This is a genomic window from Sphingobium sp. FG58 (genome assembly GCF_057809055.1).
Window position 1 is genome coordinate 197,121 of record NZ_JBMDJF010000001.1, and the last position, 26,708, is coordinate 223,828.

General features: G+C 64.5%; 22 protein-coding genes and 1 tRNA gene. 13 read left to right on the top strand and 10 right to left on the bottom strand.

Going from position 1 to position 26,708, the window contains the following annotated elements; translation table 11 throughout:
- Positions 1–53 precede the first annotated feature (53 nt).
- The 6 genes from ACODR8_RS01060 (at position 54) to ACODR8_RS01085 (ending at position 5,413) form a co-directional block, all read left to right on the top strand.
- Entirely contained in the window at positions 54–752 is a 699-nt protein-coding gene (locus ACODR8_RS01060) for a tetratricopeptide repeat protein (RefSeq protein WP_489005823.1), read from the top strand.
- Positions 753–766: 14 nt separating this feature from the next.
- Positions 767–2,116, top strand: a complete 1,350-nt coding sequence (locus tag ACODR8_RS01065; RefSeq protein WP_489005824.1) for an outer membrane protein assembly factor BamB family protein — start codon at positions 767–769, stop codon at positions 2,114–2,116.
- A gap of 129 nt (positions 2,117–2,245) precedes the next feature.
- The gene (gene der, locus ACODR8_RS01070) at positions 2,246–3,610 is read left to right on the top strand and encodes a ribosome biogenesis GTPase Der (RefSeq protein ID WP_006962024.1); all 1,365 of its coding nucleotides are present in this window, start codon (positions 2,246–2,248) and stop codon (positions 3,608–3,610) included.
- Between the two features lie 5 nt (positions 3,611–3,615).
- Complete coding sequence (locus ACODR8_RS01075; RefSeq protein ID WP_489005593.1) at positions 3,616–3,831, top strand: sulfurtransferase TusA family protein; 216 nt, start codon at positions 3,616–3,618, stop codon at positions 3,829–3,831.
- A gap of 90 nt (positions 3,832–3,921) precedes the next feature.
- On the top strand, positions 3,922–4,362 hold the full coding sequence (locus ACODR8_RS01080) for an Hpt domain-containing protein (RefSeq protein ID WP_489005594.1): 441 nt from the start codon (positions 3,922–3,924) through the stop codon (positions 4,360–4,362).
- A gap of 46 nt (positions 4,363–4,408) precedes the next feature.
- A complete protein-coding gene (locus ACODR8_RS01085) occupies positions 4,409–5,413 on the top strand; it encodes an LLM class flavin-dependent oxidoreductase (RefSeq protein WP_489005595.1) in 1,005 nt (334 codons plus the stop codon).
- Here ACODR8_RS01085 and ACODR8_RS01090 read toward each other — a convergent pair.
- Positions 5,391–6,482 carry an acyltransferase family protein gene (locus tag ACODR8_RS01090; RefSeq protein ID WP_489005596.1) on the bottom strand — a complete coding sequence of 364 codons (1,092 nt, stop codon included), beginning with the start codon at positions 6,480–6,482 and terminating at the stop codon, positions 5,391–5,393. The genes ACODR8_RS01085 and ACODR8_RS01090 overlap by 23 nt on opposite strands.
- Positions 6,483–6,677: 195 nt before the next feature.
- Between ACODR8_RS01090 and ACODR8_RS01095 the strand changes: the two genes are divergently transcribed.
- A complete protein-coding gene (locus tag ACODR8_RS01095) occupies positions 6,678–8,333 on the top strand; it encodes an ATP-binding protein (RefSeq protein ID WP_489005597.1) in 1,656 nt (551 codons plus the stop codon).
- A 253-nt stretch (positions 8,334–8,586) separates the two neighbouring features.
- Here the strand turns inward: ACODR8_RS01095 and ACODR8_RS01100 are convergent, their stop codons facing one another.
- From ACODR8_RS01100 to ACODR8_RS01125, 6 genes are all read right to left on the bottom strand, one after another.
- Positions 8,587–10,038: an MATE family efflux transporter gene (locus ACODR8_RS01100; protein WP_489005598.1), complete on the bottom strand. Its 1,452-nt coding sequence runs from the start codon at positions 10,036–10,038 to the stop codon at positions 8,587–8,589.
- 104 nt (positions 10,039–10,142) lie between these two features.
- Positions 10,143–13,148: a valine--tRNA ligase gene (locus tag ACODR8_RS01105; RefSeq protein ID WP_489005599.1), complete on the bottom strand. Its 3,006-nt coding sequence runs from the start codon at positions 13,146–13,148 to the stop codon at positions 10,143–10,145.
- A gap of 45 nt (positions 13,149–13,193) precedes the next feature.
- The gene (gene add / locus ACODR8_RS01110; protein ID WP_489005600.1) at positions 13,194–14,333 is read right to left on the bottom strand and encodes an adenosine deaminase; all 1,140 of its coding nucleotides are present in this window, start codon (positions 14,331–14,333) and stop codon (positions 13,194–13,196) included.
- A 107-nt stretch (positions 14,334–14,440) separates the two neighbouring features.
- Complete coding sequence (locus ACODR8_RS01115; protein ID WP_489005601.1) at positions 14,441–14,947, bottom strand: DUF2497 domain-containing protein; 507 nt, start codon at positions 14,945–14,947, stop codon at positions 14,441–14,443.
- Between the two features lie 37 nt (positions 14,948–14,984).
- The gene (locus tag ACODR8_RS01120; RefSeq protein WP_489005602.1) at positions 14,985–16,460 is read right to left on the bottom strand and encodes a TolC family outer membrane protein; all 1,476 of its coding nucleotides are present in this window, start codon (positions 16,458–16,460) and stop codon (positions 14,985–14,987) included.
- Between the two features lie 10 nt (positions 16,461–16,470).
- A complete protein-coding gene (locus tag ACODR8_RS01125; RefSeq protein ID WP_489005603.1) occupies positions 16,471–17,103 on the bottom strand; it encodes a protein-L-isoaspartate O-methyltransferase family protein in 633 nt (210 codons plus the stop codon).
- A gap of 199 nt (positions 17,104–17,302) precedes the next feature.
- Between ACODR8_RS01125 and ACODR8_RS01130 the strand changes: the two genes are divergently transcribed.
- Positions 17,303–17,376 (top strand) — tRNA-Cys (locus tag ACODR8_RS01130).
- A gap of 67 nt (positions 17,377–17,443) precedes the next feature.
- The gene (locus ACODR8_RS01135; RefSeq protein WP_489005604.1) at positions 17,444–18,118 is read left to right on the top strand and encodes a glutathione S-transferase family protein; all 675 of its coding nucleotides are present in this window, start codon (positions 17,444–17,446) and stop codon (positions 18,116–18,118) included.
- Positions 18,119–18,373: 255 nt separating this feature from the next.
- Here ACODR8_RS01135 and ndk read toward each other — a convergent pair whose 3' ends face one another.
- The 3 genes from ndk to ACODR8_RS01150 form a co-directional block, all read right to left on the bottom strand.
- Entirely contained in the window at positions 18,374–18,796 is a 423-nt protein-coding gene (gene ndk, locus ACODR8_RS01140) for a nucleoside-diphosphate kinase (RefSeq protein ID WP_006953431.1), read from the bottom strand.
- Between the two features lie 89 nt (positions 18,797–18,885).
- Positions 18,886–19,323 carry a DNA polymerase III subunit chi gene (locus ACODR8_RS01145; RefSeq protein ID WP_489005605.1) on the bottom strand — a complete coding sequence of 146 codons (438 nt, stop codon included), beginning with the start codon at positions 19,321–19,323 and terminating at the stop codon, positions 18,886–18,888.
- 110 nt (positions 19,324–19,433) lie between these two features.
- The gene (locus tag ACODR8_RS01150; RefSeq protein WP_489005825.1) at positions 19,434–20,879 is read right to left on the bottom strand and encodes a leucyl aminopeptidase; all 1,446 of its coding nucleotides are present in this window, start codon (positions 20,877–20,879) and stop codon (positions 19,434–19,436) included.
- Between the two features lie 166 nt (positions 20,880–21,045).
- Here ACODR8_RS01150 and ACODR8_RS01155 point away from each other — a divergent pair, with 166 nt between their 5' ends.
- From ACODR8_RS01155 to rsmA, 4 genes are all read left to right on the top strand, one after another.
- Entirely contained in the window at positions 21,046–23,340 is a 2,295-nt protein-coding gene (locus ACODR8_RS01155; protein WP_489005606.1) for an LPS-assembly protein LptD, read from the top strand.
- A gap of 86 nt (positions 23,341–23,426) precedes the next feature.
- Positions 23,427–24,812: a peptidylprolyl isomerase gene (locus tag ACODR8_RS01160; protein WP_489005607.1), complete on the top strand. Its 1,386-nt coding sequence runs from the start codon at positions 23,427–23,429 to the stop codon at positions 24,810–24,812.
- Entirely contained in the window at positions 24,790–25,830 is a 1,041-nt protein-coding gene (gene pdxA / locus ACODR8_RS01165) for a 4-hydroxythreonine-4-phosphate dehydrogenase PdxA (RefSeq protein ID WP_489005826.1), read from the top strand. The genes ACODR8_RS01160 and pdxA overlap by 23 nt, the downstream gene beginning before the upstream one ends.
- Positions 25,820–26,659, top strand: coding sequence for a 16S rRNA (adenine(1518)-N(6)/adenine(1519)-N(6))-dimethyltransferase RsmA (gene rsmA / locus ACODR8_RS01170; RefSeq protein WP_489005608.1), 840 nt, complete (start codon positions 25,820–25,822; stop codon positions 26,657–26,659). The genes pdxA and rsmA overlap by 11 nt, the downstream gene beginning before the upstream one ends.
- Positions 26,660–26,708: the final 49 nt, after the last annotated feature.

Sequence of the window (26,708 nt, forward strand, 5' to 3'; positions counted from 1 at the left end):
TATTGATCGCGCCTTCTGCCCATCTGTTTCTGATCCATGTCCCGGAGAATATCGTGGCCCTGACGCCGCAAAATAGCGAAGCCTTCATGCGTGAAGTCGATGAAGCGGTCCGTCAGGACCAGCTTTTGACCGTGTGGCAGCGCTATGGGCGCTGGATCCTGGTTGCGGTCGTCGTCGGCCTGGCGGCCTTTGGCGGCTGGCTCTACTGGCAGCATCATAGCAAGACCCAATCGGAAGCCGTGTCGGAACAAATGGACGCCGTGCTGGCGACCGCCACCGGCGGCGGCACGCCCGATGCCAAGCAGCTGGACGCACTGACCAAGGCCAGCCAGCCGGGCTATCGCGCCTCGGCGCTGCTGGTGCAGGCCGGCACCGCATCCCGCAAGGGCGACGCCAAGGGCGCGATCGCGCTCTATGGCGCGATGGTCGCCGATACCAGGCTGGACCAGCCCTATCGTGATCTGGCGCTGATCCGCCAGACCGCGCTGCAATTTGAAACGCTAAAGCCCCAGCAGATCGTCGATCGCCTGAAACCGCTGGCGATCGAGGGTGCGCCCTGGTTCGGCAGCGCGGGCGAACTGGTCGCCATCGCCTATATGAAGATGGGCAAGAATGACCTCGCCGGGCCGCTGTTCGCCGGAATCGCCAAGGACGCCAACGTCCCTCAGTCGATCCGTTCACGCGCGCGACAGATGGCAGGTTTATTGGGGATCGACGCGGTTGAATTGCCCGCTGATCCGGCACAGGGATGAATGAGCGCATGGGAATGGACAGCATGAAGAATAAAGCGCCCATTGGCCGCGCCGTGACGCTCACCCTGATGATCGCGCTGCTCGCTGGCTGCGGCATCGTCGGCGGCAAGAAGGGCGGTCCCAAGACCCCGGTGCTGGGCAACCGCGTGTCCATCCTGAACAATGAACAGGGTGTCGAGGTTGAACCCGCGCTGGCCGACGTGCCGGTCGCCCTGCCCGCCCCCTATGTCAACGAACAATGGGCGCAGCCGGGCGGCGACCCGTCCAAGGCGATGGGCAATGTGTCGCTGGGCGGATCACCCACGCAGGTGTGGAGCGCCTCGATCGAGGGCAGCTCGCCGCAGGCCCGCCTGGCCGCGTCACCAGTCGTGTCGGGCGGCAAGCTGTTCGTGACCGACGCGGGCGCGCATGTCATCGCATTCGACGCAGCCAGTGGCGGCAAATTGTGGCAGACCAGCCTGCCTGCCGAGGGCAAGGGCAATGGCCGTTCGCTCTTCGGCGGCGGCGTCAGCGTATTGGGCGACCGGGTGTTCGCCAGCACGGGCCTGGGCGACGTATTCGCGCTCAACACCGCCGACGGGGCCATCATCTGGAAGAAGCATCTGGCCGGGCCGCTGCGCGGCGCGCCGACGCTGGAAAATGGCCATGTCTATGTGATGGGCCAGGACAACCAGATTTTCGCGCTCAACCAGTCCGATGGCGAAACCCAGTGGACCGACAGCGGCACGTTGCAGGTGACCGGCGTGTTCGGCGTCGCCGCCCCCGCAGCCGCCCAAGGCACGGTGATCGCGGGCTATAGCTCCGGCGAACTGACCGCCTATCGCTATGAAAATGGCCGGACCCTGTGGGGCGACGCGCTGTCGCGCACCAGCATTTCGACCGCCGTGGCGACGCTGACCGACATCGATGCCGACCCGGTGATCGACCGGGGCCGAGTGTTCGCGATCGGTCAGGGCGGCCGCATGGCCTCCTATGAACTGACCAGCGGCCAGCGCCTGTGGGAAATCAACATTGCGGGCATCTCCACCCCGTCGGTTGTCGGCGAATGGGTGTTCGTCGTCACCAGCGACGCCCGCCTGCTCTGCGTCGCGCGCGCCACCGGCAAGATCCGCTGGGTCAGCCAGCTGCGCCGCTGGCAGAAGGAAAAGAAGAAGGACAAGGCGATCCGCTGGACCGGCCCTGTTCTGGCGGGCAATCGCCTGATCGTCGTGTCCACGCGCGGCCAGATGGTCTATGTCGATCCCACCAATGGCAGCGTGCAGGCCGAAGTGGACATGGATCGCTCCATGTCGCTCTCGCCCATCGTCGCCAACAACATGCTTTATCTGCTTGCCGATGATGGAAAATTGACGGCACTCCGCTAAGAGCAACAAATATGCTAGGCCTGCTCCCGCGAAGGCGGGTGTCCAGTTCCACCATTCGGACTGGACTCCCCCCTTCGCGGGAGCACGGCGTTTGTCGATTTTGAATTTGTTAGAAGGAAACGGGCCTCCATGCTGCCCACAGTAGCCATTGTCGGGCGACCCAATGTGGGCAAGTCCACCCTCTTCAACCGCCTGGTCGGCAAGAAGCTGGCGCTGGTCGACGACCAGCCCGGCGTCACCCGCGACCGGCGGGAGGGCGAGGCGCATCTGCTTGGCCTGGACTTCATCATCGTCGATACCGCCGGTTATGAGGATGAGGACGCCAACAGCCTGCCCGGCCGGATGCGGATGCAGACCGAAGCGGCGGTCGAAAATTGCGATCTCGCTTTGTTCATGATCGACGCACGCGCCGGCATCACCCCGCTGGACGAGGAAATCGCCCGCTGGCTGCGCGCCAATGATGCGCCGGTCGTGCTGGTCGCCAACAAGGCGGAGGGCAAGGCCGCCGACGATGGCGTGATGGAATCCTTCAGCCTGGGGCTGGGCGAACCGATCCCCTTTTCCGCCGAACATGGTCAGGGCATGGCCGACCTGTTCCAGGCGCTGCTGCCGCATCTGGAAAAGGAAGATGACGAGCCGCACGAAAAGGAATTTTACGAGGATGACGAGAGCGCGCCGCTCAAGCTCGCCATCGTCGGCCGCCCCAATGCGGGCAAATCCACGCTGATCAACCGGCTGCTGGGCGAAAACCGCCTGTTGACCGGCCCGGAAGCGGGCATCACCCGCGACAGCATCGCCGTCGACTGGATGTGGATCAGCGACGAAGGCCAGGAACGCCCCGTCCGCCTGATCGACACTGCCGGTATGCGCAAACATGCCAAGGTGCAGGACAAGCTGGAGAAGCTGGCCGTCACCGATGGTCTGAACGCTGTGAACTTCGCCGAAGTCGTGGTGCTGCTGCTCGATTCGACCCGCGGACTGGAGGCGCAGGATCTACGCATCGCCGACAAGGTGCTGGAGGAAGGGCGCGCGCTCGTCGTCGCGCTCAACAAATGGGATACGGTCGAACATGGATCGGCCCTCTATCAGGGCATCAAGCAGGCACTGTTCGACGGCCTCGCGCAGGTGCGCGGCGTGCCGATCATGACCGTGTCGGCCGCGACCGGCAAGGGACTGGATGACCTGATCCGCGTCGCGTTCGAAACCCGCACCACCTGGTCGAAGCGCGTGTCCACCGGCGTCCTCAACCGCTGGTTTGAAAGCGCGCTGGAGGCCAATCCGCCGCCAGCGCCGGGCGGCAAGCGGATCAAGCTGCGCTACATCACCCAGGCCAAGACCCGCCCGCCCGGCTTCATCCTGTTCGGCACGCGGCTTGACGACCTGCCCGAAAGCTATCGCCGCTATCTGGTCAATGGCATCCGCAAGGAGCTGGGCTTTGGCGCGGTGCCGGTGCGGCTGACGCTGCGCAGCGCCAAAAACCCGTTCGGCAAATAGGCGCGATGGCCGATCCGGTCATCGTCAATGCGCGCGGTATGAAATGTCCCTGGCCCGCCCTGCGAGCGGCACGGGCCATGCGCGATACGCACGCTATTATGATCGAAGCGGACGACCCGATTGCCGGGCGCGAACTGGAAGCGCTCGCCCGGCAGCATGGCTGGTCCTTTACGGTCCTCGACACGCATCGTTATGCGCTGTCGCACATTGCACCAGATTGAACCGAACAATCCATTGCTCTTCGCCACGCTTTAACGCTCTGTTTACATGCACCGCCTATTTTCTTGTTGTTAGAGCAAGGAGTGGCACGGGTGCCTCATCAAGAAGCCGACCTCGTCAATTGGAGCGATTTTGCACGGACCCGCGGTGAGCTGGGTACGGCATTTCTGCGCATCCTTGGCTATTTCCGCGAAGATGGCGCCAAATCCATCGGCGCTGTCGAAGATGCCTTTCGCGCCCGCAATGCCGCCGCGCTGGTGACGCCAGCCCATACGCTCAAGGGCGAATCGGCGCAATTTGGCGCCTATCGGCTGAGCGCCATGGCCGAAGAAATTGAAATGGTCGCCCGCCGCTGCGTGGAAACACGGGAAAGCCCGGACGAACTGATCGAAACCGTCGTGGCGCTGCGCCCCTGTTTTTCCGAGACGATGGCGCTGCTGGACCGTGACGCCAACCCGCTGGTGGCGCGTCGTCCGGTTACATTTGGCCGTCGCGCGGACACCCCGGTACAGGGCTTTGGTCGCGCCGTCTGATTTTTCCGTATTGAAATAAAACCCATCATGCCCCCATATGGCAGGCATGACACGCTTTTCCATGCTCGACCTCGTCCCCGTCCGCGAAGGGGACAGCGTCGCCACCGCGCTGGCCAATGCGGCCGATCTTGCCGCCCATGCCGAAGCGCTGGGCTATCATCGCTACTGGGTCGCCGAACATCATGGCATGCCGGGCATCGCATCGGCCGCTACATCGGTCGTGCTGGCCCATATCGGCCATGCGACCTCCACCATCCGCATCGGCGCGGGCGGCATCATGCTGCCCAACCATGCCCCGCTGCTGATCGCCGAACAATTTGGCACGCTTGCCGCCCTGTTCCCCGGCCGGGTCGATCTGGGGCTGGGCCGCGCGCCCGGCTCCGACCAGCGGGTGGCGCAGGCGATCCGCCGCAATCTGGCGGGCGGCGCGGACCAGTTCCCGCGCGACGTCATGGAGTTGCAGGCCTATTTCGCGGGCGATGACCGATTGGGCATTCAGGCAACGCCGGGCGCGGGCGAGGATGTGCCGCTATGGATATTGGGGTCCAGCCTCTATGGCGCGCAACTCGCCGCCGCGCTCGGCTTGCCCTACGCCTTCGCCTCGCATTTCGCACCCGGCGCGCTGGACGACGCGATCGCCATCTACCGCCGCGATTTCCGCCCGTCGGCACAGCTCAAATATCCCTATGTGATGGCGGGCTATAATGTCTTTGCTGCCGACAGCGCCGACGAAGCGCAACTGCTCGCCAGTTCGATGCAGCAGGCGTTCGTACGCCTGCGCACCGGCCAGCCGGGCAAGCTCCAGCCGCCGGTGGAGGGCTATTATGACAGCCTGCCGCCCCAGGCGCAGGCGATGCTGTCCGACGTGCTGAGCGTGTCCAGCATCGGCACCCAGGCCGATGTCGAGCGCGACCTGACCGCCTTCGTGGCGCGCACTCAGGTCGACGAACTGATCCTCACCAGCCAGATCCATGATGTGGCTGCGCGCAAGCACAGCGTCGCCATCGCCATGGCCGCAGCACAGGCACTCACTGCCCGCGAACCGGCCTGATCCGCCCGCCGCTCAGCATAGTGGCCGCGCCGGGCGCGATCCGGCGCAGCAGCGTGGCGATCAGCATGACTGCGCCCAGCACCAGCAGCGGCTGGATCACCAGATAGACTGGGTAGAGCGGCGATCCGAGCGGCCCGAACATCTGGCCCAGCAATGGCCCGAGCAGCCAGATCAGGATCAGGTGCGCGCAGAAGAGGAAGAAGGCGAACGGCTCTATCCGCAGCAATACGCCACGCGCACCGCTCCCCGCCAGCGCCCAGGCCAGCCGCCAGAAGGCCAGCGCAGCCGCGATCCGCACCGCCAGATCGATGGCATTGCGCACCCGCACGGGCGGCAATTCCGCCAGCCCGACCATCACATAAAGCTGGACGCTGATCAGCAGCGCAAAGGGCAGCACTGCCGCCGCCAGCGGCAGCGCTATCGCCCGCCGCTCCCACTCGCCGCGCCGGGCAAGGATGCCCAGCGTGAAGAAGCACAGGATCGACGCCCGCATCAGCACCGGCGGCCCCAGCCCCGCAACATGGGCCGCCGCCGCCGCCATGACCACCAGCCACAATATCCATCCCGGCGATCGCACCAGCAACGGCGCGGCAACCATGCACAGGAACAGGTCGCGAAGGAATGGCATCTGGACATTGATGTCAGGATTGCGGCTGACGATCAGCACCTCCTCCACCACCCACCAGGCCGACGTCGGCAGCGGCGCACGCAGCGATCCGAAATAGGCAGCGCCCGACACCAGCAGGATCGCCAGCCCGTTCCACAGGATCATCGGCAACATGATCGTCCGCGCCTTGCGCCGGACATGACCCGACCAGTGCCGCGCGCTCTGCGACCCTGCCACCAGCCAGCCTGAAATCAGCCCCAGCAGTGGCACGGCGCTGCGCCCGAATATCTCCATCAGCGCCCAGCGCAGATTAGCCTGCGCCGTGCCGCGCAGCGCGTCCAGCGCCTCGCCATTCTGCCCGGTCCAGGCATGGACATAGACGACGCCAAGGATGCAGATGACACGGGCTATGGCGATCGCGTCGGAGCGACGCGCTCCATCGGCCACTATCGTTTCGGACAAGCAAAGATCCTGACTGTTACGCGGCAATAATGCGCCAACTGGCCCGCTGTTCCGCGCCGCCTCATGTCGATCCGTTTCGGACCTGTGCCTACCGCGCGTTAACCCTGTGCGCCTATAAGCCAATCTTTACCTCTATCGCCTAGATAAGTCCCTGTTTGCCGGAAGCCGCTCCGGTCGAAGGGACGACAAAGGCTCATGACCCAGATGCCGGGCGCACATCAATTTGCCAATGCTGCATCGTCCGCGCACCCCGCAACGGGGCAGGCCATGGGTATGGTGTTCCAGATTGCCGGCTCCAGTTCCAAGGTGATGATCGACGCCACGCGCCTCGCCGTGCTGGGGCAGGATCCCGATCCCTGCACCGCGATGGCGGGACAGGTCGGCAGCCAGGTGAAGATGCGTGTCGGCCAATGCTGGCTGGTCGCCAGCGTGCGCGCGATGACGCTGGATCAGGCGAGCAAGAGCATCATCGCCGACATCGATTTTCTGGGCGAGGGCGACGAGGAGCGGCTGACCGGCCGCATCTATCGCTTCCGCCGCGGCGTGACCCGCTATCCCACGCCGGGGACCGATATCTTCCCCGTGTCGGGCAGCGACATGCAGCAAATCTATGCCGCCGACGACCGCCCCAATGTCGAGATCGGCACCGTCTATCCCACCAACGATACCCGCGCCGCCCTCTATGTCGATTCGATGCTGGGCAAGCATTTCGCGCTGCTCGGCTCCACCGGCACCGGCAAGTCGACCAGCGCGGCCCTCATCCTGCACCGCATCTGCGACCTGTCGCCGCAGGGACATATCGTCATGATCGACCCGCATGGCGAATATGGCGCGGCCTTCGCCAGCAACGGCGCGGTGTTCGACGTCAACAACCTCGCCCTGCCCTACTGGCTGATGAATTTTGAGGAACATTGCGAGGTGTTGGTCACCTCGTCCGGCTCCGAGCGCACGGTCGACTGCGACATTCTCGCCAAATGCCTGCTCGCCGCGCGCTCGAAGAATCGCCTGGCCGAACAGATTGGCCGCCTGACCGTCGATTCGCCGATCCCCTATCTGCTGTCCGACCTGACCTCCATCCTCCAGAACGAGATGGGCAAGCTCGACAAGGGCACCAATTCGCTGCCCTATATGCGGCTCAAGACCAAGATTGACGAGATCAAGGCCGACCCGCGCTACAGCTTCATGTTCTCCGGCATGTTGGTCGCCGACACGATGCAGGCCTTCATCGCCAAGATTTTCCGCCTGCCATCGGACGGCAAGCCGATCTCGATCATCGACGTGTCGGCCATGCCGTCCGACATCACCTCCACCGTCGTGTCGGTATTGTCGAGGTTAGTGTTCGACTATGCCATCTGGGCGCGCGACGAACCGCAGCGGCCGATCCTGCTGGTCTGCGAGGAAGCGCATCGCTACATCCCCAACAGCACCACGGGTGCAGGGCAGGCCGTGCGCAAGATATTGGAGCGGATCGCCAAGGAAGGCCGTAAATATGGCGTCTCGCTGGGCCTGATCACCCAGCGCCCGTCCGATCTGGCCGAAGGCGTGCTGTCGCAGTGCGGCACCATCATTTCGATGCGCCTGAACAACGACCGTGACCAGGCCTTTGTGAAAGCCGCCATGCCCGAAGGCGCGCGCGGCTTCCTCGATTCCATCCCCGCGCTGCGCAACCGGGAAGCGATCATCTGCGGCGAAGGCGTCGCGGTGCCGATCCGCGTCGCGCTCGACAATCTGGAAGAACATCGCCGCCCCGCATCGGGCGACCCCAGCTTCACCGAACTATGGCGCTTGTCCGGTGGCGAGGACGCCATCCTCGACCGCACCATCACCCGCTGGCGCAATCAGGGGCGTTGATCGTCACGCATGGGAAAGGTGATAGCGTTTCCCGGCGAAGACCGGGCTATCGCATATGAAACTACCCCCTCCTTCATCGTCATCCTGAACTTGTTTCAGGATCCATTCCTCGTACCGAGCGGCAGCTTTTGGGGCATGATGGATGCTGAAACAAGTTCAGCATGACGTTGCTGAATAACGGAAACTCATATGCAATTCCCCGGCCATTGCCGGGGAACAACAGTTCGTAGGTTTCCATCAATGCGCATTGTTATTACCCCGTCGGCGCGATCCGTCCGGCTGGCTCCGCCTCGCTATTCACCGATTCGCGGCATTCTTCCTCATGCACCGGCACCAGCAGCTTGGCCTTGCGCCAGCCGCTATGGGCATAGACGAGGAACGCCAGCAGCAGCGACATGAACGACCCCGCCGGAAAGCTGAACCACAGCGCGTCCGGCCCGATCAGCGGATAGCCGACATAATAAAAGCCGATCCGCACAACGAACAGGGTGAAGATCAGGATCAGCAGCGGCCTCACCACCACGCCATTGGCGCGCATCACCCCGAACAGGATCATGGTGCAGCCAAAGGCGATGAAGCTCCAGCTGACCCGCAACTGCATGTGCCACGCTTCGGCGATCACCGCGCCATTATCGCCCAGGAACAGCCCCAGCAACGGCTCGTGAAACGCCAGCATCACCGCGACCATCGCGCCGGTGATCAGCAATTGATAGCCGATGCCGACCCAGGTGATCCGGCTGATCCGGTCCCACCGGCCAGCGCCGACATTCTGCGCCGCCATCGCGCTGACCGCCGCGCCCATCGCCATGGCGGGCATCTGAAGATAGGTCCATAGCTGCTGCGACGCGCCATAGGCCGCCGTCACCAGCAACCCTTCGCGATTGACCAGGCCGATCATCACCAGCCCCGACGCGGACATGACGATCATCTGGAGGCCCATCGGCAGCCCCTTGCCCAGCAAGACTCCCATCTGGTCGGCAGCGGGGCGCAGATAGGCGAGTTCCGGGCCGCGCAGCCGCAGCGGCAGATCCTTGGCATAGGTGTAGGCGATAATGCCGATCAGGCTGACAAAGCCCGCCACCGCGGTCGCGGTCGCCGATCCGGCAATGCCCATGGCGGGAAACGGCCCCAGCCCCAGGATCAGCACGGGGTTGAGGATCAGGTCCATGGCCACGCTGACGATCATGAAGATGAGCGGCGTGCGCGCGTCCCCCACCCCGCGCAGGCCCATCATGATCATCACCGACAACAGGCTGGCGGGCATCGCAACGAAGATGACGCGCAGATAGACCAGCGCCATGTCATAGGCTTCCGCCGGGGTCGCCAGCATCCGCAGCAGCGCCGGCGCGCCCAGCCAGCCCGCCGTCGAAACCACGACCGCCATGGCCATGCAGAAACCGACCGCCGACCCGAACGCGCGCCGCGCCGCGTCGATATCCCGCCGCCCCATCGACTGGCCGATCATGACCGTGGACGCCATGCCAAAGCCGAACACGACCGAGAACATGAGGAACATGATGATATTGGCATTGGCCGTCGCCGCCAGCGCCTGCGGCCCCAGAAACCGCCCGACCCATATCGCGTTGATCGAGCCATTCAAGGACTGGAGGATATTCGACGCCAGCGTGGGAATGGCGAACAGCAGCAGCGTGGACGCGATCGGCCCCTGCGTCAGGTCTTTTGCGCCCGCTGTACTCGCTGCCACTTGCTGCCTCTCCCCTCGTGCCGGTGTTCCCGCGCAGGCGGGAACCCAGTCCGGACGTTTCAACTGGGTACCCGCCTGCGCGGGAACACATAGTCCTTATAGGTTCACCCCAGCCGGTCCAGCGCCGCTTTCAGCCTTTCCGCCTCGGCGGTTTTTTCGGCATGATCCTCGCGCGCCTTGGCCACGGCTTCGGGCTTGGCCTTTTCGACGAAACTGGGGTTGGACAGCCGCCCGCCCAGGCCATCCCGCTCCTTCTCCGCCGCGGCCAGCGCCTTGGCGAGACGGGCTTTCTCCGCCGCAATGTCGATTACGCCTTCCAGCGGCAGGATGAAGGTCGCCTCATCCACCACGATCTGCGCCGCACCGCCTTCGGGTGGCTCGCCGAACGTCAGGCTCTCGATCCGCCCCAGCCGCGCCAGCGCAGCGCCCTGCCGGTCGAGGCGACGATGCGTCGTTTCCGATCCGTCGCGCACCACCATCGGCAGCTTGGCACCCGGCGGCACATTGAGTTCGGTGCGTCCGGTGCGGATCGCACTGACCAACCGGATCAGCCAGTCAATCTCCGCCTGCGCCTCCGTATCGACCGCCGCCAGCGCCTTGGGCCATTGCGCCACGATCAGTGCGTTGGCGCGATCGCCGGTCAGGTGCCACAATTCTTCGGTGATGAAGGGCATGAACGGGTGGAGCATCACCAAAATCTGGTCGAACGCCCAGCCCGCGACCGCGCGCGTCTCATCGTCCATCGCGCCCTTGGTCAGCTCGATATACCAGTCGCAAAACTGGTCCCACACGAAATGATAGATCGCATTGGCCGCCGCATCGAAACGCAGGTCGGCCAGCGCCGTGTCGATCGCCTGCACGGTGGCCACCGTCTCGGCAATGATCCAGCGGTTGACCGGCAGCGTGGCGGCAGGCGCGTCGATGCTGGTCGATGCGGTGACCCCGTTCGACTGGAGAAAGCGCGCGGCGTTCCACAGCTTGGTCGCGAAGTTGCGATAGCCCTCGACCCGCTTCTCATCCATCTTCACGTCGCGGCCCTGGCTCTCCATCGCACTCATGAAGAAGCGCAGCGCATCAGCCCCGAACTTGTCGATCAGGCCGAGCGGATCGACCACATTACCCTTGGACTTGGACATTTTCTGCCCGTCGGCGGCGCGGACGAGGCCATGGAGATAGAGTTTGCGCCAGGGGACGTCGCCCATAAATTCCATCCCCTGCATCGCCATCCGCGCGTCCCAGAAGAACAGGATGTCGAACCCGGAAATGAGGAGATCATTGGGGTAGTGGCGGGACACCAAATCCTCCCCGGCACGGGGAGGGGGACCGCCAGCTTGCTGGTGGTGGAGGGGGTCTGCGTCTGGACGAGAGTTGGCGTCGAGACGCCCCCCCCCTCCGTCAGCGCTCCGCGCTGCCACCTCCCCGTTCCGGGGAGGATTGTCCTCCGGCCAGCCCAGCGTCCCGAACGGCCACAGCGCCGAGGAGAACCAGGTGTCGAGGACGTCGGGATCGCGAACGAGAATGATAGGGTTGGGGAGGTCTTTCTCGCGCAACTTGTCGCGCCATTCGTCCTTCTGCGCATAAGACTGCGCGAAGAAAATATGCTCTTCAGTCAGCCCTTCAATGGCGTAATACTCAACAGCTTGGCGTCGAATGTCGGCTTCGTCATCTCCGACGAACGTATGCTCTAGGCGATTTTTCTCTGCGCCAGTAAAGCCGATATGGCCATCAACGATCATATCATCAGCTGTTTTAGCGGGTCCAAACCAAGCCGGAATCCGATGCCCCCACCACAACTGGCGGCTCACACACCAGGGCTGGATATTCTCCATCCAGTTGAAGAAGGTCTTTTCCCATGTCTTGGGGACGATCTCGATCCTCCCGTCGCGCACCGCCTGCATCGGCGCGACGGCCAGCTTGGCGGCGTCGACATACCATTGGTCGGTCAGCCAAGGCTCGATCACCACGCCGGAGCGGTCGCCAAACGGCGTCTGGATGACCCGCGGCTCGAAGTCGGCGGCGATCTCCTCGCCCTCCTTATTCTTCGTGACGTGCGGCACGAGGAAGCCCAGCGCCTTCATCTCCGCGACCACGGCCTCGCGCGCGCCATCCACGCCATCGCGCTTGAAGCGGTGCAGGCCGAGATAGGCGTCGGGCACCAGACCGTCCGCGGTCTGCACGACATTGGCGTCCGCATCGAACATGTTGAGCATCGCGCCCGCCGCGATGCCCGCGCGCTTGCCAACCTCGAAATCGTTGAAATCATGCCCCGGCGTAATCTTCACCGCGCCGGACCCCAGTTCCGGGTCGGCATAATCGTCGCCCACGATCCGCAAGCGCCGCCCGGTAATCGGCTGCAATATCTCCTTGCCGATCACGCTGCGATAGCGCGGATCGTCGGGATGCACCGCGACCGCCATGTCGGCCAGCATCGTTTCCGGCCGCGTCGTCGCGACGACGATATGATCGCTGCCATCCGCCAACGTCACGCCATCGGCCAGCGGATATGTGAAGCGCCAGAAGCCGCCCTGCGTCTCCTTCGTCTCCACCTCCAGATCGGAAATGGCGGATCGGAAATGCGGGTCCCAGTTGACCAGCCTTTTGTCGCGATAGAGCAGCCCGCGCTGGTGCAGTTCCACGAACACCTTGACCACGGCCTTGCTGAAATGCGGGTCCATGGTGAATTGTTCGCGGCTCCAGTCCATCGAACAGCCCAGCCGCCGCAGCTGGCCGGTGATCGTGCCGCCGCTCTCCTGCTTCCACTCCCACACTTTCTCGACGAACTGTTCGCGTGTGTAGTTGCTGCGCTTGTCCTGCCGCGCCTCCATCTGCCGCTCGACCACCATCTGGGTCGCGATGCCCGCATGGTCGGTGCCGACCACCCACAAGGCGTCCTTGCCACGCAGCCGCTCATAGCGGATCATGATGTCCTGCAACGTATTGTCGAGCGCATGGCCGATATGCAGGCTGCCGGTGACGTTCGGCGGGGGATTGACGATCGTATAGGGCTGCGCGTCCGGCCGTTCGGGGCGGAACAGGCCGTTCGCCTCCCAATGCGCGTACCAGCGGGCTTCGATATCGGCGGGGTCGAATGTCTTGGGCAGATCGGTCATGGAAGCGCCCTTAATGGCCCTTCCCCTTCCATTCCAGCGAAACTATCAGCCCGCCACACCCTGGGCCCTCGCAAAGGCGTCCAGCTTCGCGTGGCAGGCGGCGCGTTGCCTCTCGCTCATCCACCCCGCGTTGAAGGCGTTGCGCTGCAACCGCACCAGTTCCGCCTTGGTCAGCGCGCTGCGTGCCTGCGCCTTCACCAGCACTTCATTGAGATATTCGCTGCCCATATAGGCCGGATCGTCCGAATTGATGGTGACGTTGAGGCCCGCGTCCAGCATCCCGCGCACCACATCGACCGGCGGCTTGTCCCCGCGCACCGTACCGGAAAAGCTGGGGCAGACGGTGAAAGTGAGGTTCCGCGCCTTGGCCATCGCCATCAGCTCCGGCGATTCCAATATGTTGCCGCCATGGTCGATCCGGTCGACGCGAATATCGACAATCGCCTGGCGGATATGTTCCAAAATATCCTTCTGGTTGAGGTCGCAATGCGCCGTGACCTTCAGGCCCGCCGCCCGCGCCTTGGCGAAATGGGCGGCGAATTTGATCGGCGGGTGATCCTTCTCGTCCGAATCCAGCCCGACCGCGACCAGCTGATCGCGGAACGGCAGCGCCGCATCGAGCGCCGCCATCGCCGATTCCGCCGACAGGTCGCGCACGAAGCAGAGGATGAGCTGCGACCCGACCCCCAGTTGCGCCGCAGCCGCCACCCGCGCGCTGGTGATGCCGCCGATCACCGCCGCCATCGGCACGCCGCGCTTCAAATGCTCCTGCGGGTCGAAGAACATCTCGGCATGGAGGATATTTTGCGACGCGGCCTTGGCCAGATAGGCATAGGCCAGATCGTGAAAATCCTGCTCCGTGCGCAACACCTTCATACCGTCATAATAGATGGCCAGAAAGCTCGGCAGGTCATGATAGATATAGCTGGCCTTCATCGCGGCGACATCGGCAAAGGGCAGGTCCAGCCCGTTGCGTTTCGCCAGCGCGAATTTCATTTCCGCTTCCAGCGTGCCTTCCAGATGGACATGATATTCCGCCTTGGGCAGCGCGGCGATGAAGCGGGCCATGTCGGCGGCATCGCCCGCCTGCTGGGCCAGCGCGCTCCACATCGGGAGGGAGGGCGTCATCGCGGCGAGCGATGCGCCCACAACGCCACGAACCAGGCCGCGTCTGCTCAACATCATCACCAATCCCCTGAAAACCCGTCTGTCTATCCGGGGATCGGGCGGCGCATGTCCATCATGATATAGTCCACGCCCCGTATCAAAAAATGGAGCGGGAGGGGTGCGGCTCAGCGCGCGGTTATGCGCGCGATCTCCTTGGCCACCATATCCTCGACCAATGCAGGCAGGCGGGCGTCGAGCCATTCCTTGAGCATGGGTTTCAGCATCGATCGGACCAGACCGTCGAGCGTATTGTCCGCGCCTTCGGGGGCAGCGACCAGCATGGAAGAGAGAGCGGAGAGCGAATGGCGCGCCGCGACTTCGCTTTCGACCGACAGGATCGATTCGTCCGCTGCGACGGCAGGCTTGGCCACCGGCGTCGCCTTGGCGGCAGCTTTGGGAGCGGGCATCACATCCTCCACCACGACCTCATCGGTCAGTTCCAGCACTTCGTCGACCAGAGGGACGAAAGGTGCAGGCGCCGGTTCACCCGGCTCGATCAGGGACTTGGGCGCGGGATCAGCCCGGCCGCGGCGCGGCGCAGCCTGCACCGCCTCCTCGCCTTCCTCGGCGATGATCCGCTTGATGGACGAGAGTATCTCTTCCATCGAGGGTTCCTTTGTCATGTCGCCCATGCCGTCCCCTGACTATCGGCCCCGCAGTTGCAGCCGCTTATGGCTGCTGTGCCGTTTCGGGACTCACATTGGCGTTTTGTGGCAGCGTGTCAACGGTGCGCGTGGCAACCGGCATGGGCGCGGCGCCATAGTCCCAATCGAACCATTTGCCCTTCACCCGGTCATAATTGACCATCGGATCGTAAAGCGTGCCACTGGCCAGCCCCAGATCGTCGGCTTCGGCATGGCCCATTGCCGCCAGCAGGCTGAACCCCGCGACATAGGCGTTGCGCCGCGCCGACACCAGCTGGACGCGGGCGTTGAGCGCTTCCTGCTCGGCATTGAGGATGTCGAGGATGGTGCGGCTGCCGACCGAATTTTCCGCCCGCACGCCTTCCAGCGACAGGCTGGCCGCCTCGACCGCCTTCTGGTTGGACTCGATCGCCTTGAGCGAGGCCTGCCAGCTGGCATAGGCGGCGCGCGCCTGGGCAATGACCCCGCGTTCGACCTGGATTTCCTGCTCGATCGCCTGCGATTCCTGCGCCTGGCGCTGACGCACCTGCGCGGCGGGGCGGCCACCCTGATAGAGGGGGATACTCAGCTGGACACCGGCCTGCGCCTGTTTGTTGATCTGCGATCCGCCCCCGGCCGTGCCATTGTCGAGCGTATTGAGATAATTGGTATAGCCCGCCTGGGTAAAGCCGGAGAGGGTAGGCAGATTGGCCGACTTGGCCACCCGCACATCATAGCTAGCGGCCTCCCGCACTTTCTTGGCCGCCGCAATATCGGGATTGTCGACCAGCGCGACCTGCACCGCCAGATCGGGCGTGGCGGGCAGCCCCGGCAGGACCGGTGGCGGCTCCAGCATGTCGGGCGCTTCGCCCACCAGCGCGATATAATTTTCGCGGCTGGTGATCAGGTTCGACTGCACCGTCTGCAAATCGGCCTGCGCCAGCGCCAGCCTCGATTGCGACTGCGCCACGTCGGTGCGGGTCAGGTCACCCACTTCGAACCGGTCGTTGGTCGCCTGGAGATTGACCTCCAGCACCTTCACATTGGCCTGATTGAGCGAGACGATCGCGCTGTCGCGGATCACGTCCATATAGGCGGCGACAACCTGCGAAAAAATGCTCGCTTCAGTGCCGCGCAGATTGGCCTGCCCCGCTTCCACCCGGACCTTGGCGGCCTTTACGCCATTGCGGACGGCCCCGCCCGAATAGATCGGCACGCTCAACTGCGCCTGCGCATTCACGGTGCGCTGGGGCGACGTAAAGCTGATCGTGGGCTTGAGGATGCTCTCCGAAAAGCTGGCGCTCACATCCGCCGCGGGACGCCCGCCCGCCTTCTGGATCGGCACATTTTCATCGGTCGCCCGCTGCCCTGCGCGCGCGCCGGTCAGCGTCGGGTTGGACGCATAGGCCTTCGCCAGCGCGCCTTGCAGCGTTTCGGCCATGGCCGGACCGGCCAGGCAAGAGGATAGCAACAGCAAGGCTGTAGCGGTGGTCCGCCGGAAATTGGGTCGCTTTGCTGTCATGATCCCCGTCTCAAAAAACGAATCGCTCCGGCGCGGCAAAGCCCGGCAGCACCACCATCTCTATATCCGCAACGCTGGACAGACCCAGCACGCCCGCTACGACCCGGCCACTGGCCAGCCGCGTGACGCCGCGCTCGACCACACCGGTAACGACCCGCGCCCCGTCGACAAGCTGCCCAACGAGCGCGGCAGGCACTTCCGCTACCGCGCCGTCGATGAACAAAAGATCATAGGGCGCACCAGCGGTCGCCCCGGCGTTCAGCGGCCCGCGCACCACGGTCGCGCCTGCAATGTCCGGCCCGCCCTCTTCCTCGACCGCCGTCACCTGCGCGCCCAGCGCGGTCAGCAGCGCAGCGCTATAACCGGTCGCCGCGCCGATCAGCAGCACCTTGTCACCGGGCGCAACCTTCGCCTCGGTCAGCAGGCGACCGATCACCAAAGGCGGGTTGAGCGCACGGCCACCGCTCAGCGGGATCGGGCGATCGATATAGGTCATGGCGCGGCGCTCGGCCGGGACATAATCCTCACGCGGCACGCTGGCCATCGCGGCGATCACCCGCGGATCATCCACGTCGCTGGTACGCAACTGGCTTTCGACCATGGCGGTCCGCATCGAAGAAAAATTCTGCTCGGTCACGATCATTCTCGCTTGGTCGACTGGACTTGGCACAACTGTATTGGCAATGCAATACAGCAAGGGGATCAACGGACCTCTAAATCAGCGCGCAGGCCACGCCAAGCGGCTTTGCATGGCAGGCGACCAGAATCTTGACGCCCCCGCCCGATCCGCCGCTTGACTTTGCAACCAAAGCCGCACATTTGCGGCGTCCACCGCGACGGATGGCCCGATGGCGGAGTGGTTACGCAGAGGACTGCAAATCCTTGCACGCCGGTTCGATTCCGGCTCGGGCCTCCACATTCCCTGTTCCGTCGCTGGTTTCCCGCTCTCGACTTATGCGCGCCGCTGCGGCTAAAGCAGCGGCATGATGAAGCTGTTTATCGGAAACAAGGCCTATTCGAGCTGGTCGCTGCGCGGCTGGCTGGCGTGCAAGCTGTCCGGCCTGCCCTTTGAAGAGGCGGTCGTCCCCCTCTATGACGAGGCGTGGGAGAAACGGCGCGAAGGCGACGAGTTTGCGCCCTCGTCCGGCAAGGTGCCGATCCTGTGGGATGGCGACGATATTGTCGTGTGGGACAGTCTGGCGATCGTCGAATATCTCAATGAAAAGACCGGGAATGAGAAATTCTGGCCGGCCGATCCCGCCGCGCGCGCCATGGCCCGGTCGATGGCCGCGGAAATGCACTCCAGCTTCGCCGCCCTGCGCCGCGAGCATAGCATGAATATCCGCCAGATTTACGATGCGGTGCCGCCGTCCGAAGCGGTCAAGCAGGATCTGGCGCGCCTGATGCAGCTATGGGCGCAGGCCCGCGCCCGCCATGGCGGCGACGGCGATTTCCTGTTCGGCCCGTTCGGCGCCGCCGACGTGATGTTCGCGCCGGTGGTAACGCGCCTCATCACCTATCAACTGCCCGTGGCCCGCTTCGCCGAAGCCTATATGCACGCCATCATCGCGCACCCGTGGATGCAGGAATGGATCGGCGGCGCGCAGGCCGAAGATTGGGTGATCGACCGGTTCGAAGTGCCGCCGCAGGTGGCGTGAAGGGACCGGACGGCAAAATAGAGCGCTATTGGCGGCGCCAAATGCACCTGCCGTCATCCTGACGAAAGTCAGGATCCATTCGCTCTCCGCTTATCTTGTTAAACGACGGTTGCACCCATGGATTCTGGAGCATGTTCAGTATGACAATGCTCAGGAGCCAGTCGAGCGGCCGATCGATTGACCAGGGGAACAAAGAAAAAGGGCCAGGAAGCACTCGCTCCCCGGCCCCTATTCATTCTCACGCCGCAGCGTGGATCAGCCGACGATTTCTTCCGGCTTGAAGAAGAAGGCGATTTCGGTCGCGGCATTTTCTTCGCTGTCCGAACCATGGACCGAATTGGCTTCGATCGATTCGGCCAGTTCCTTGCGGATCGTGCCGGCGTCGGCATTGGCGGGGTTGGTCGCGCCCATGATGTCGCGGTTGCGCTGCACGGCATTTTCGCCTTCCAGCACCTGGACGACGACCGGGCCGGAAATCATGAAGGCGACGAGGTCAGCGAAGAAGGGGCGTTCCTTGTGGACGCCATAAAAGCCTTCGGCCTGTTCGCGGCTCATGCGGATGCGCTTGGATGCGACGACACGCAGACCGGCTTCCTCCAGCATCTTGGTGACAGCGCCGGTCAGGTTGCGACGGGTCGCGTCGGGCTTGATGATCGAAAAAGTGCGCGTGACGGCCATGGCCCTCGATACTCCGAATGGTTGGAAATGCTGGGCGCGCCTTTAGACGGGGCAGGGCCGGGCCGCAAGGGGCTTCACCTTCGCCCCTTCTATGCCATTTGCAGCCACTTGCGGCCGTCCTGCTTGAAGTAACGGGATTCGATCCCGTCGCGCTTGGCCAATGCCCGCCAACTCGCCCGCGCCGCTTCGATGGTGTTATCATCGAAGAAGTGGAATACCCGATCGAAATCGAGCGCCTCGTCGCGCCACAGCCCGTCGGCCAGCGCGACATGGCGCGCGCCATTGGCCGCATCACAGGATGCCCCCAGCAGGATCGGCTGATGCCCCTCCCCCGCCTCGCCCGCGCGGCCATGGGCCAGGAAGCTGTCGGGCGGGCCATTCCACAGCCCGGCGGAAATCCGCTCCAGCCGGTCCGGTTCGTCCGCCACCACCAGCAAGCGCGCGCCCATCGCCAGGATGCGCGCCGCAATAGCGGGCAGCACTTGATCGACGGGATCGCGGCTCAGCTGATAGAAATCGACCTGCATGGCCTTAAAAATCCTAACCCCGTTCGCCCTGAGCTTGTCGAAGGGTCGTTCTTTCTTGCGAAGAAGAACAAGGCTTCGACAGGCTCAGCCCGAACGGGCGTGGGGGCATCTTACTGCTCGAACTTGTCCGCAACAAACTGGTCGAGCAGGCGCACGCCATAGCCGGTCGCGCCCTTGTCGAAGGTCGCGCCGGGCTTGTCGGCCCAGACCATGCCCGCAATGTCGAGATGCGCCCATTTGACGCCATCGTCGATGAAACGCTTGATGAACTGGGCGGCAGTGATCGACCCGGCATAACGGCCACCGATATTCTTCATATCGGCAATCGGGCTGTCGATCAGCTTGTTGTAGGCGTCGGACAGCGGGAAGCGCCACAGCGGCTCGCCAGCCGCCTTGCCCGCTGCGGTCAGATCGTCCGACAGGCCGTCATCGTTGGAGAAAAGCCCGGCAGATTGATCGCCCAGCGATACCAGAATCGCGCCGGTCAGCGTCGCCAGATCAACCACCGTATCGGGCGCATAGGTCTTCTGCGCCCAGGTCAGCGCGTCGCACAGCACCAGTCGCCCTTCGGCATCGGTATTGATCACCTCGATCGTCTGGCCGGACATGGACGTCACAATGTCGCCGGGACGCTGGGCATTGCCGTCGGGCATATTTTCAACCAGCCCGCAAATGCCCACGACATGCGCCTTGGCCTTGCGTCCCGCCAGCGCCTTGATCGCGCCTGCGACCGCGCCCGCGCCGCCCATGTCCCACTTCATATCCTCCATGCCGGCGGCGGGCTTGATCGATATGCCGCCGGTATCGAAGGTCACGCCCTTGCCGACGAACACGAGCGGCTTTTCGGCCGCGCCATTGGTGCCGTCCCATTCCAGCGCCAGCATCCGCGCATCGCGCACCGATCCCTGCGCCACGCCGAGCAGTGCGCCCATGCCCAGTGCTTCCATCGCCGGGCGATCGAGCACCGTGATTTTGACTCCAAGGTCGGCCAGATGCTGACAACGCGCCACGAAGCTTTCGGGGTAGATGATGTTGGCCGGTTCGGACACCAGTTCACGGGTCAGGGCAACACCTGCCGCGACCGCCGCGTGCCTGTCCCATGCCGCACCGGCATCGGCCGATACGATCGTCACCGTCGCCAGTGTCGGCTTGGCCTTTTCCGGCTGGCGGGTGCGGTAAGTGTCGATCCGCCAGCCGCGCAGCAACGCGCCGAGCGCCAACCGCGCCGCGCCCTCGCCACTCGCGCCGCCGACAAATTCGACCGCTGCATGGGTCGCGCCGCTGGTCAGCAGCCGTGCGGTCAATGCGCCACCGGCGCGCTCCAGGTCCGCATCGCTGCCCGTGCCGGTGCCCAGCAGGACGATGCGCAACACCTTGCCGCCCTCATCCGCGAAGCTCTCGAAGGTCGCGCCCGCTTCGCCTGTAAAGCGCGCCGCCGCAGCGCCCGCCACCAGCGTCGCGGATGCGGCGACCGGCAGGCTGTCCGGCGCGCCCTTGGGCAGGGCCAGGACCAGAGTGTCGGCATCGGGACGGGTCGGGCTGATCGCGATATCCATCAAGGGACCTTTTCTTGTTCGGACTTTGGGACGTAATCCTTGCCAAATAGTGCGGCTTGCCCCGTCTGGCAAAGGCGTTCGACCGATTTTGCCGGAAAAGAGCGTAGCGCAGCGATTGCGGCGCGCGCCAAGCAGTGCGATAGGCAGGCGCTGATACCGCCCCTTCATGAGGCCTGACCTTTTGGCTATCTCCCCTGTACCCCCTTCCAGTGCCTCCCTGTCTTTGCGCCCTGCCCTGCTGATCGGCTGCGCCCTGTCGTGCCTGTCGGTCACCGCCCCGGCCATGGCGCAGCAACTCAACGAACCACAGGTGCCGATCAGCGCGCCAGACGCCCCCGTTCCGGCGAGCGACGACCAGATCGGCTTTTCCGCCGACGCGCTGCAATATGACAGCAATAGCGAAATCGTCACCGCCAGCGGCGGCGTGCAACTGCTGCGCGACGGCAATCGCCTGCGCGCCGACAAGGTCGTGTGGAACCGCACCAGTGGCAAGGTGGAGGCGATCGGCAATGTCTCGGTCACCGATCCCGACGGCAATATCGCCTATGGCGACCGGTTCGACGTCACCGATACGCTGAAGGACGGCGTGGTCGACAATATGCTGCTGGTCCTCCAGTCGGGCGGGCGGCTTGCCGCGGCGACCGGCACCCGCACCAACGGCATCTACACGCTCAATCGCGCCGCCTATACCGGCTGCGCGGTGGAAGATAGCAACGGCTGCCCCAAGGAACCGACCTGGCAGATCAACGCGGTCAAGGTCGTCTATGACCCGACGCGCGAGCGGGTGACCTATACCAACGCCAATATCGAACTGTTCGGCCTGCCGCTCATCCCGCTGCCCGGCCTGTCCCATCCGGTGGGTGAAGGCGGCGGCAGCGGCCTGATGGTGCCCAATCTGCGCTATGACCGGAACAACGGTTTTGAAGTGGCGCTGCCCTATTATTTCAAGCTGGCGCCCAATCGCGACCTGACGGTCACGCCGCACGTCTATAGCAACAGCCTGCCCATGCTGGAGGCGGGCTTCCGCCATCTCTATGATCGCGGCGCCTATCAGATCACCGGCTATGCCACCTATGGCAGCCGCGTCGCCACCGGCGACACCAGCGGCACGACGCCTGCCGCATCCGAAAAGGATCCGCGCTTCTATCTCGACGCCAGCGGCGGGTTGCAGCTGACGCCGGAATGGAGCGTCGATGGATCGATCCGCTTCGCCAGCGACCGCACCTTCCTGCGCCGCTACGACATCAGCCGCGATGACCGACTGCGCTCGACCCTGGGCGCGCAGCGAATCGGCCAGAACAGCTATTTCTCGCTACGCGGCTGGGCGGTGCAGACGCTGCGCGCGGGCGATTCGCAGGGGCAGACGCCGATCGCGCTGCCGGTCATCGACTATCGGCTGCGACTGAAAGACCCGCTGCTGGGCGGCGTGCTGCAATTGCAGGCCAATACGCTGGCCATCACCCGCACCCATGGCCAGGACACGCAGCGCGCCTTTGCCGCTGCCGAATGGAATCTGCGCACGCTGACCGGCATGGGGCAGGAAGTGACCTTCACCGGCTATCTGCGCGGCGACGCCTATCACAGCAGCGACAATGCGCTGACGACGACTGCCAGCTATGCGGGCGATCCGGGTTGGCAGGCGCGCGGCATCGCCGCCGCCGCAGTGGACATGCGCTGGCCCTTCATCGGCGAAGCCTTTGGCGGCGTGCAGCGGATTGCCCCGCGCGTCCAGATCGTCGCCGCGCCCAAACTCGCCAACCTGTCGCTCCCCAATGAGGATGCCCGCGCCGTCGATCTGGAGGACAGCAACCTCTTCGCGCTCAACCGCTTTGCGGGCTATGACCGGTTCGAGGATTCGACGCGCATCACCTACGGCATCGAATATAGCCTGTCCCTGCCCGACTTCTCGCTCCAGACCATCGTGGGGCAAAGCTATCGCCTCAGCAGCCGCACCAGCATATTGCCCGACGGCACCGGCCTGTCGGATCGCACGTCCGACATCGTTGGCCGCACGACCGTGCGCTACAAGGATTTCATCAGCTTCACCCACCGGTTCCGGCTGGACAAGGATCATCTGGCCGTCCGCCGCAATGAGCTGGACGCGACCGTGGGCAGCAAGAATACCTACGCCATGGTCGGCTATCTGCGGCTCAACCGCGATGCACTGGCGGCGCTGGAGGATTTGCAGGACCGGGAAGAATTGCGTCTCGGCGGGCGTATCCAGTTTGCGCGCTTCTGGTCGGTGTTCGGCTCCACGGTGATCGATCTGACCGATGGGAAGGAAGATCCGCTCAGCATTGCCGACGGTTATGAACCGGTCCGCCATCGCCTGGGCATCGCCTATGAGGATGATTGTCTGACGCTAGGCCTCACCTGGCGACGCGACTATCAGGCCAATGGTGACGCGCGAAAGGGCAATGCTTTCCAGCTTCGGCTAGCTTTCCGCAATATTGGCATATAAGGATCACCCTTCCCGCTACCCTGTCAGGGCTGGTTCAGGCGGACTGGCGCATTCATGCCGGACCGTATTGGAGATATTTGCCGACGATGCTGCCTGTCGTTTCCACGCCCACCCGCATGTTTCCGGCCGTTCGTTCGGCCCTGCGTACCCTGTTCCTGTCCACCGCGCTGCTTGGCGTCGGGGTGCAGGGCGTTTCCGCGCAGACGGTCGATGATGGCGGCGACGTCGCCAGCCAGCAGCTCAACCTGCCCAAGGACGTCACCGTCTTTGGCAAGAGCGACCCCAATGTCCGCAAGGCGACCGCCATCGTCAACGGCCGCATCATCACCGGCACCGACATTGACCAGCGCCTCGCGCTGATCATCACCGCCAATGGAGGCAAGGTCGCGCCGGAAGAAAAAGAACGTCTGCGGGTGCAGGTGCTGCGCAACCTGATCGACGAAACGCTCCAGATTCAGGAAGCCGCCGCCAACGACATCAAGGTCGATCCGGCCGAAATCCAGCAAAGCTATGAGCGCGTCGCGGCCAATTTCCGCCAGTCGCCCGAACAGTTCGACGCCTATCTGCGCAGCCAGGGCAGCTCGGCCGCCAGCATCAAGCGCCAGATCGAGGGCGAACTGGCCTGGAGCCGCCTGCAACGGCGCAATATCCAGCCCTTCGTCAATGTGTCCGAGGACGAGGTGAAGTCGGTGGTCGACCGGCTGAACGCGGCCAAGGGTAGCGACGAGCTGCGCATCGGCGAAATCTATCTGTCGGCGACCCCGGAAAATCGCGAACAGATACTCGCCAACGCCCGCAACATCATCCAGCAGATCCAGCAGGGCGGCAGCTTTGCCGCCTATGCCCGGCAATTTTCCGAAGCATCGACCGCAGCGGTCGGTGGCGATCTGGGCTGGGTCCGCCCGGTCCAGCTGCCGCCCGAACTGGCCACCGCCGCCGCCGACATGCAGGTCGGCCAGATTGCCGGGCCGATCGAGGTCGCAGGCGGCGTGTCGCTGATCTACGTGATGGACAAGCGCAAGGTGCTGACCGCCGATCCGCGCGATTCGCTGCTCAGCCTGAAACAGCTCTCGGTCCTGTTCCCGCAAGGCACGACCAAGGAACAGGCGAGCGCCAAGGCCGCGAGCTTCGCCGCCGCGATCAAGGAGATCAAGGGCTGCGGTCAGGCCAATGAGGTCGGCGCGAAGATCGGCGCGGACGTGGTCGATAATGACAATGTGAAGCTGCGCGACCTTCCGCCCCAGTTGCAGGAAATCCTGCTGAACCTCCAGGTCGGCGAAGCCACCCCCCCCTTCGGCTCCATCACGGACGGCGTGCGCGTGTTGATCGTCTGTGGCCGCGATGATCCCGCGTCCGCCAATGCGCCCAATCCCGAACAGATTATGGCGCAACTGGAAGAAGAACGGGTCAACAAGCGTGCGCGCATCTATCTGCGCGATCTGCGTCGTGATGCGATCATCGAATATAACTGACGCCGCGCCCCCGGTCGGCCAGCCGCCGCTGCCCTTTGCGGTGTCGCTTGGCGATCCCGCCGGGATAGGGCCGGAAATCGTCGCCAAAAGCTGGGTGATGCGCGACGCACGCGGCCTGCCACCCTTCTTTGCGGTGGGCGACGTCGCGGCCCTGCGCGCGGTCTGGCTCGGCCCGATCGCGATGATCAGCGCGCCGGAGGAAGCCGCCGCCGCCTTTGGCTCGGCCCTGCCCTGCCTTCAGGTCGGACAGGCGGGCGAGATCATTCCCGGCAGCCCCAGCGTCGATGGCGCACGCACCGCGTTTGAATCGCTCGAAGCCTCGGTCGGCCTCGCCCGGTCCGGGTCCGCAGCGGGCATCGTCACCGCGCCGGTGGGCAAGGAACAGCTGTACGGCGTGGGCTTCACCCATCCGGGCCAGACCGAATTTGTCGCCGAACGCTGTGGCGTATCGCCGCACAATGCCGTGATGATGCTGGCTGGGCCATCGCTCAAGGTCGTGCCGGTCACGATCCATATTCCATTGAGCGAAGTGCCGTCCGCGCTGACCATCGACCTGATCCGCGCCCGCGCGATCACCACGGCCAAGGGACTGCAAAAGAATTTCGGCATTGCCCGCCCCCGCCTGGCCGTCGCTGGGCTGAACCCCCATGCGGGCGAAGGCGGCGCGCTGGGGCGTGAGGAAATCGACATCATCCGCCCGGCGGTCGAATCGCTGCGCGACGAAGGCTATGACATAGTGGGGCCGCTGGCTGCCGACGGCATGTTCCATGCCCGCGCCCGCGAAGCCTATGATGCGGCGCTGTGCATGTATCATGATCAGGCGCTGATCCCGATCAAGACGCTGAACTTCGACGATGGCGTCAACATCACGCTCGGCCTGCCGATCATCCGCACATCGCCCGACCATGGCACCGCCTTTGGCATTGCAGGCACCGACAGCGCCAATCCCGGCGCGATGATCGCCGCGCTGCGCATGGCCGCCGACGCCGCCCGCGCGCGTGCCGCCTATGTCTGTTGAGGGCAAGGTGAAGCTCCCGCCGCTGCGGGAGGTGATCGCTACGCACGGGCTTCAGGCCAGCAAGGCGCTGGGGCAGAATTTCCTGCTCGACGAACAATTGCTCGACCGGATCGCCGCTGTTCCCGGCGCGATCGACGGCCAGCCCGCGTTCGAGGTCGGTCCCGGTCCCGGCGGCCTGACCCGCGCCATCCTGCGCGCGGGGGCCAGGCTGGTCGCCGTCGAGCGTGACCGGCGCTGCCTTCCGGCGCTGGCTGAACTGGACGCCGCTTTTCCGGGGCAGCTGCGCATCCTGTCGGGCGATGCGATGGAGATCGACGCCCGCGCCGAAGCCGGGGACAACGCGCATATCATCGCCAACCTGCCTTATAATGTCGGCACCGCGCTACTGATCGGCTGGCTCTCGGCCGACTGGTCGCCGCTGCCCTGGTGGTCCACCCTGACGCTGATGTTCCAGATGGAAGTCGCCGAACGCATCGTCGCCCAGCCCGGCACCGACCATTATGGTCGCCTTGCCATCCTGTCCCAATGGCGCAGCGATGCGCGTATCGCGATGAAGGTCCACCGCAGCGCCTTCACCCCGCCGCCCAAGGTCATGTCCGCCGTCGTCCACCTGACGCCCAAGTCCGCGCCGGACGGCGTGCAACTCAAACATCTCGAACGCCTGACCGCCGCCGCCTTCGGCCAGCGCCGCAAGATGCTCCGGCAAAGTCTGAAAGGCCTGCCCGGCGCGCTCGATGCGCTGGCCGAAATCGGCATCGACCCGCAACGCCGCGCCGAAACGGTCAGCGTCGAGGAATTTGTCGCGGTGGCGCGGGTGTTGGGGCGGTAGGCTCGACTTGCGCCCTATGGCGCGCTGATTTCACTTCCACCCGTTCGTT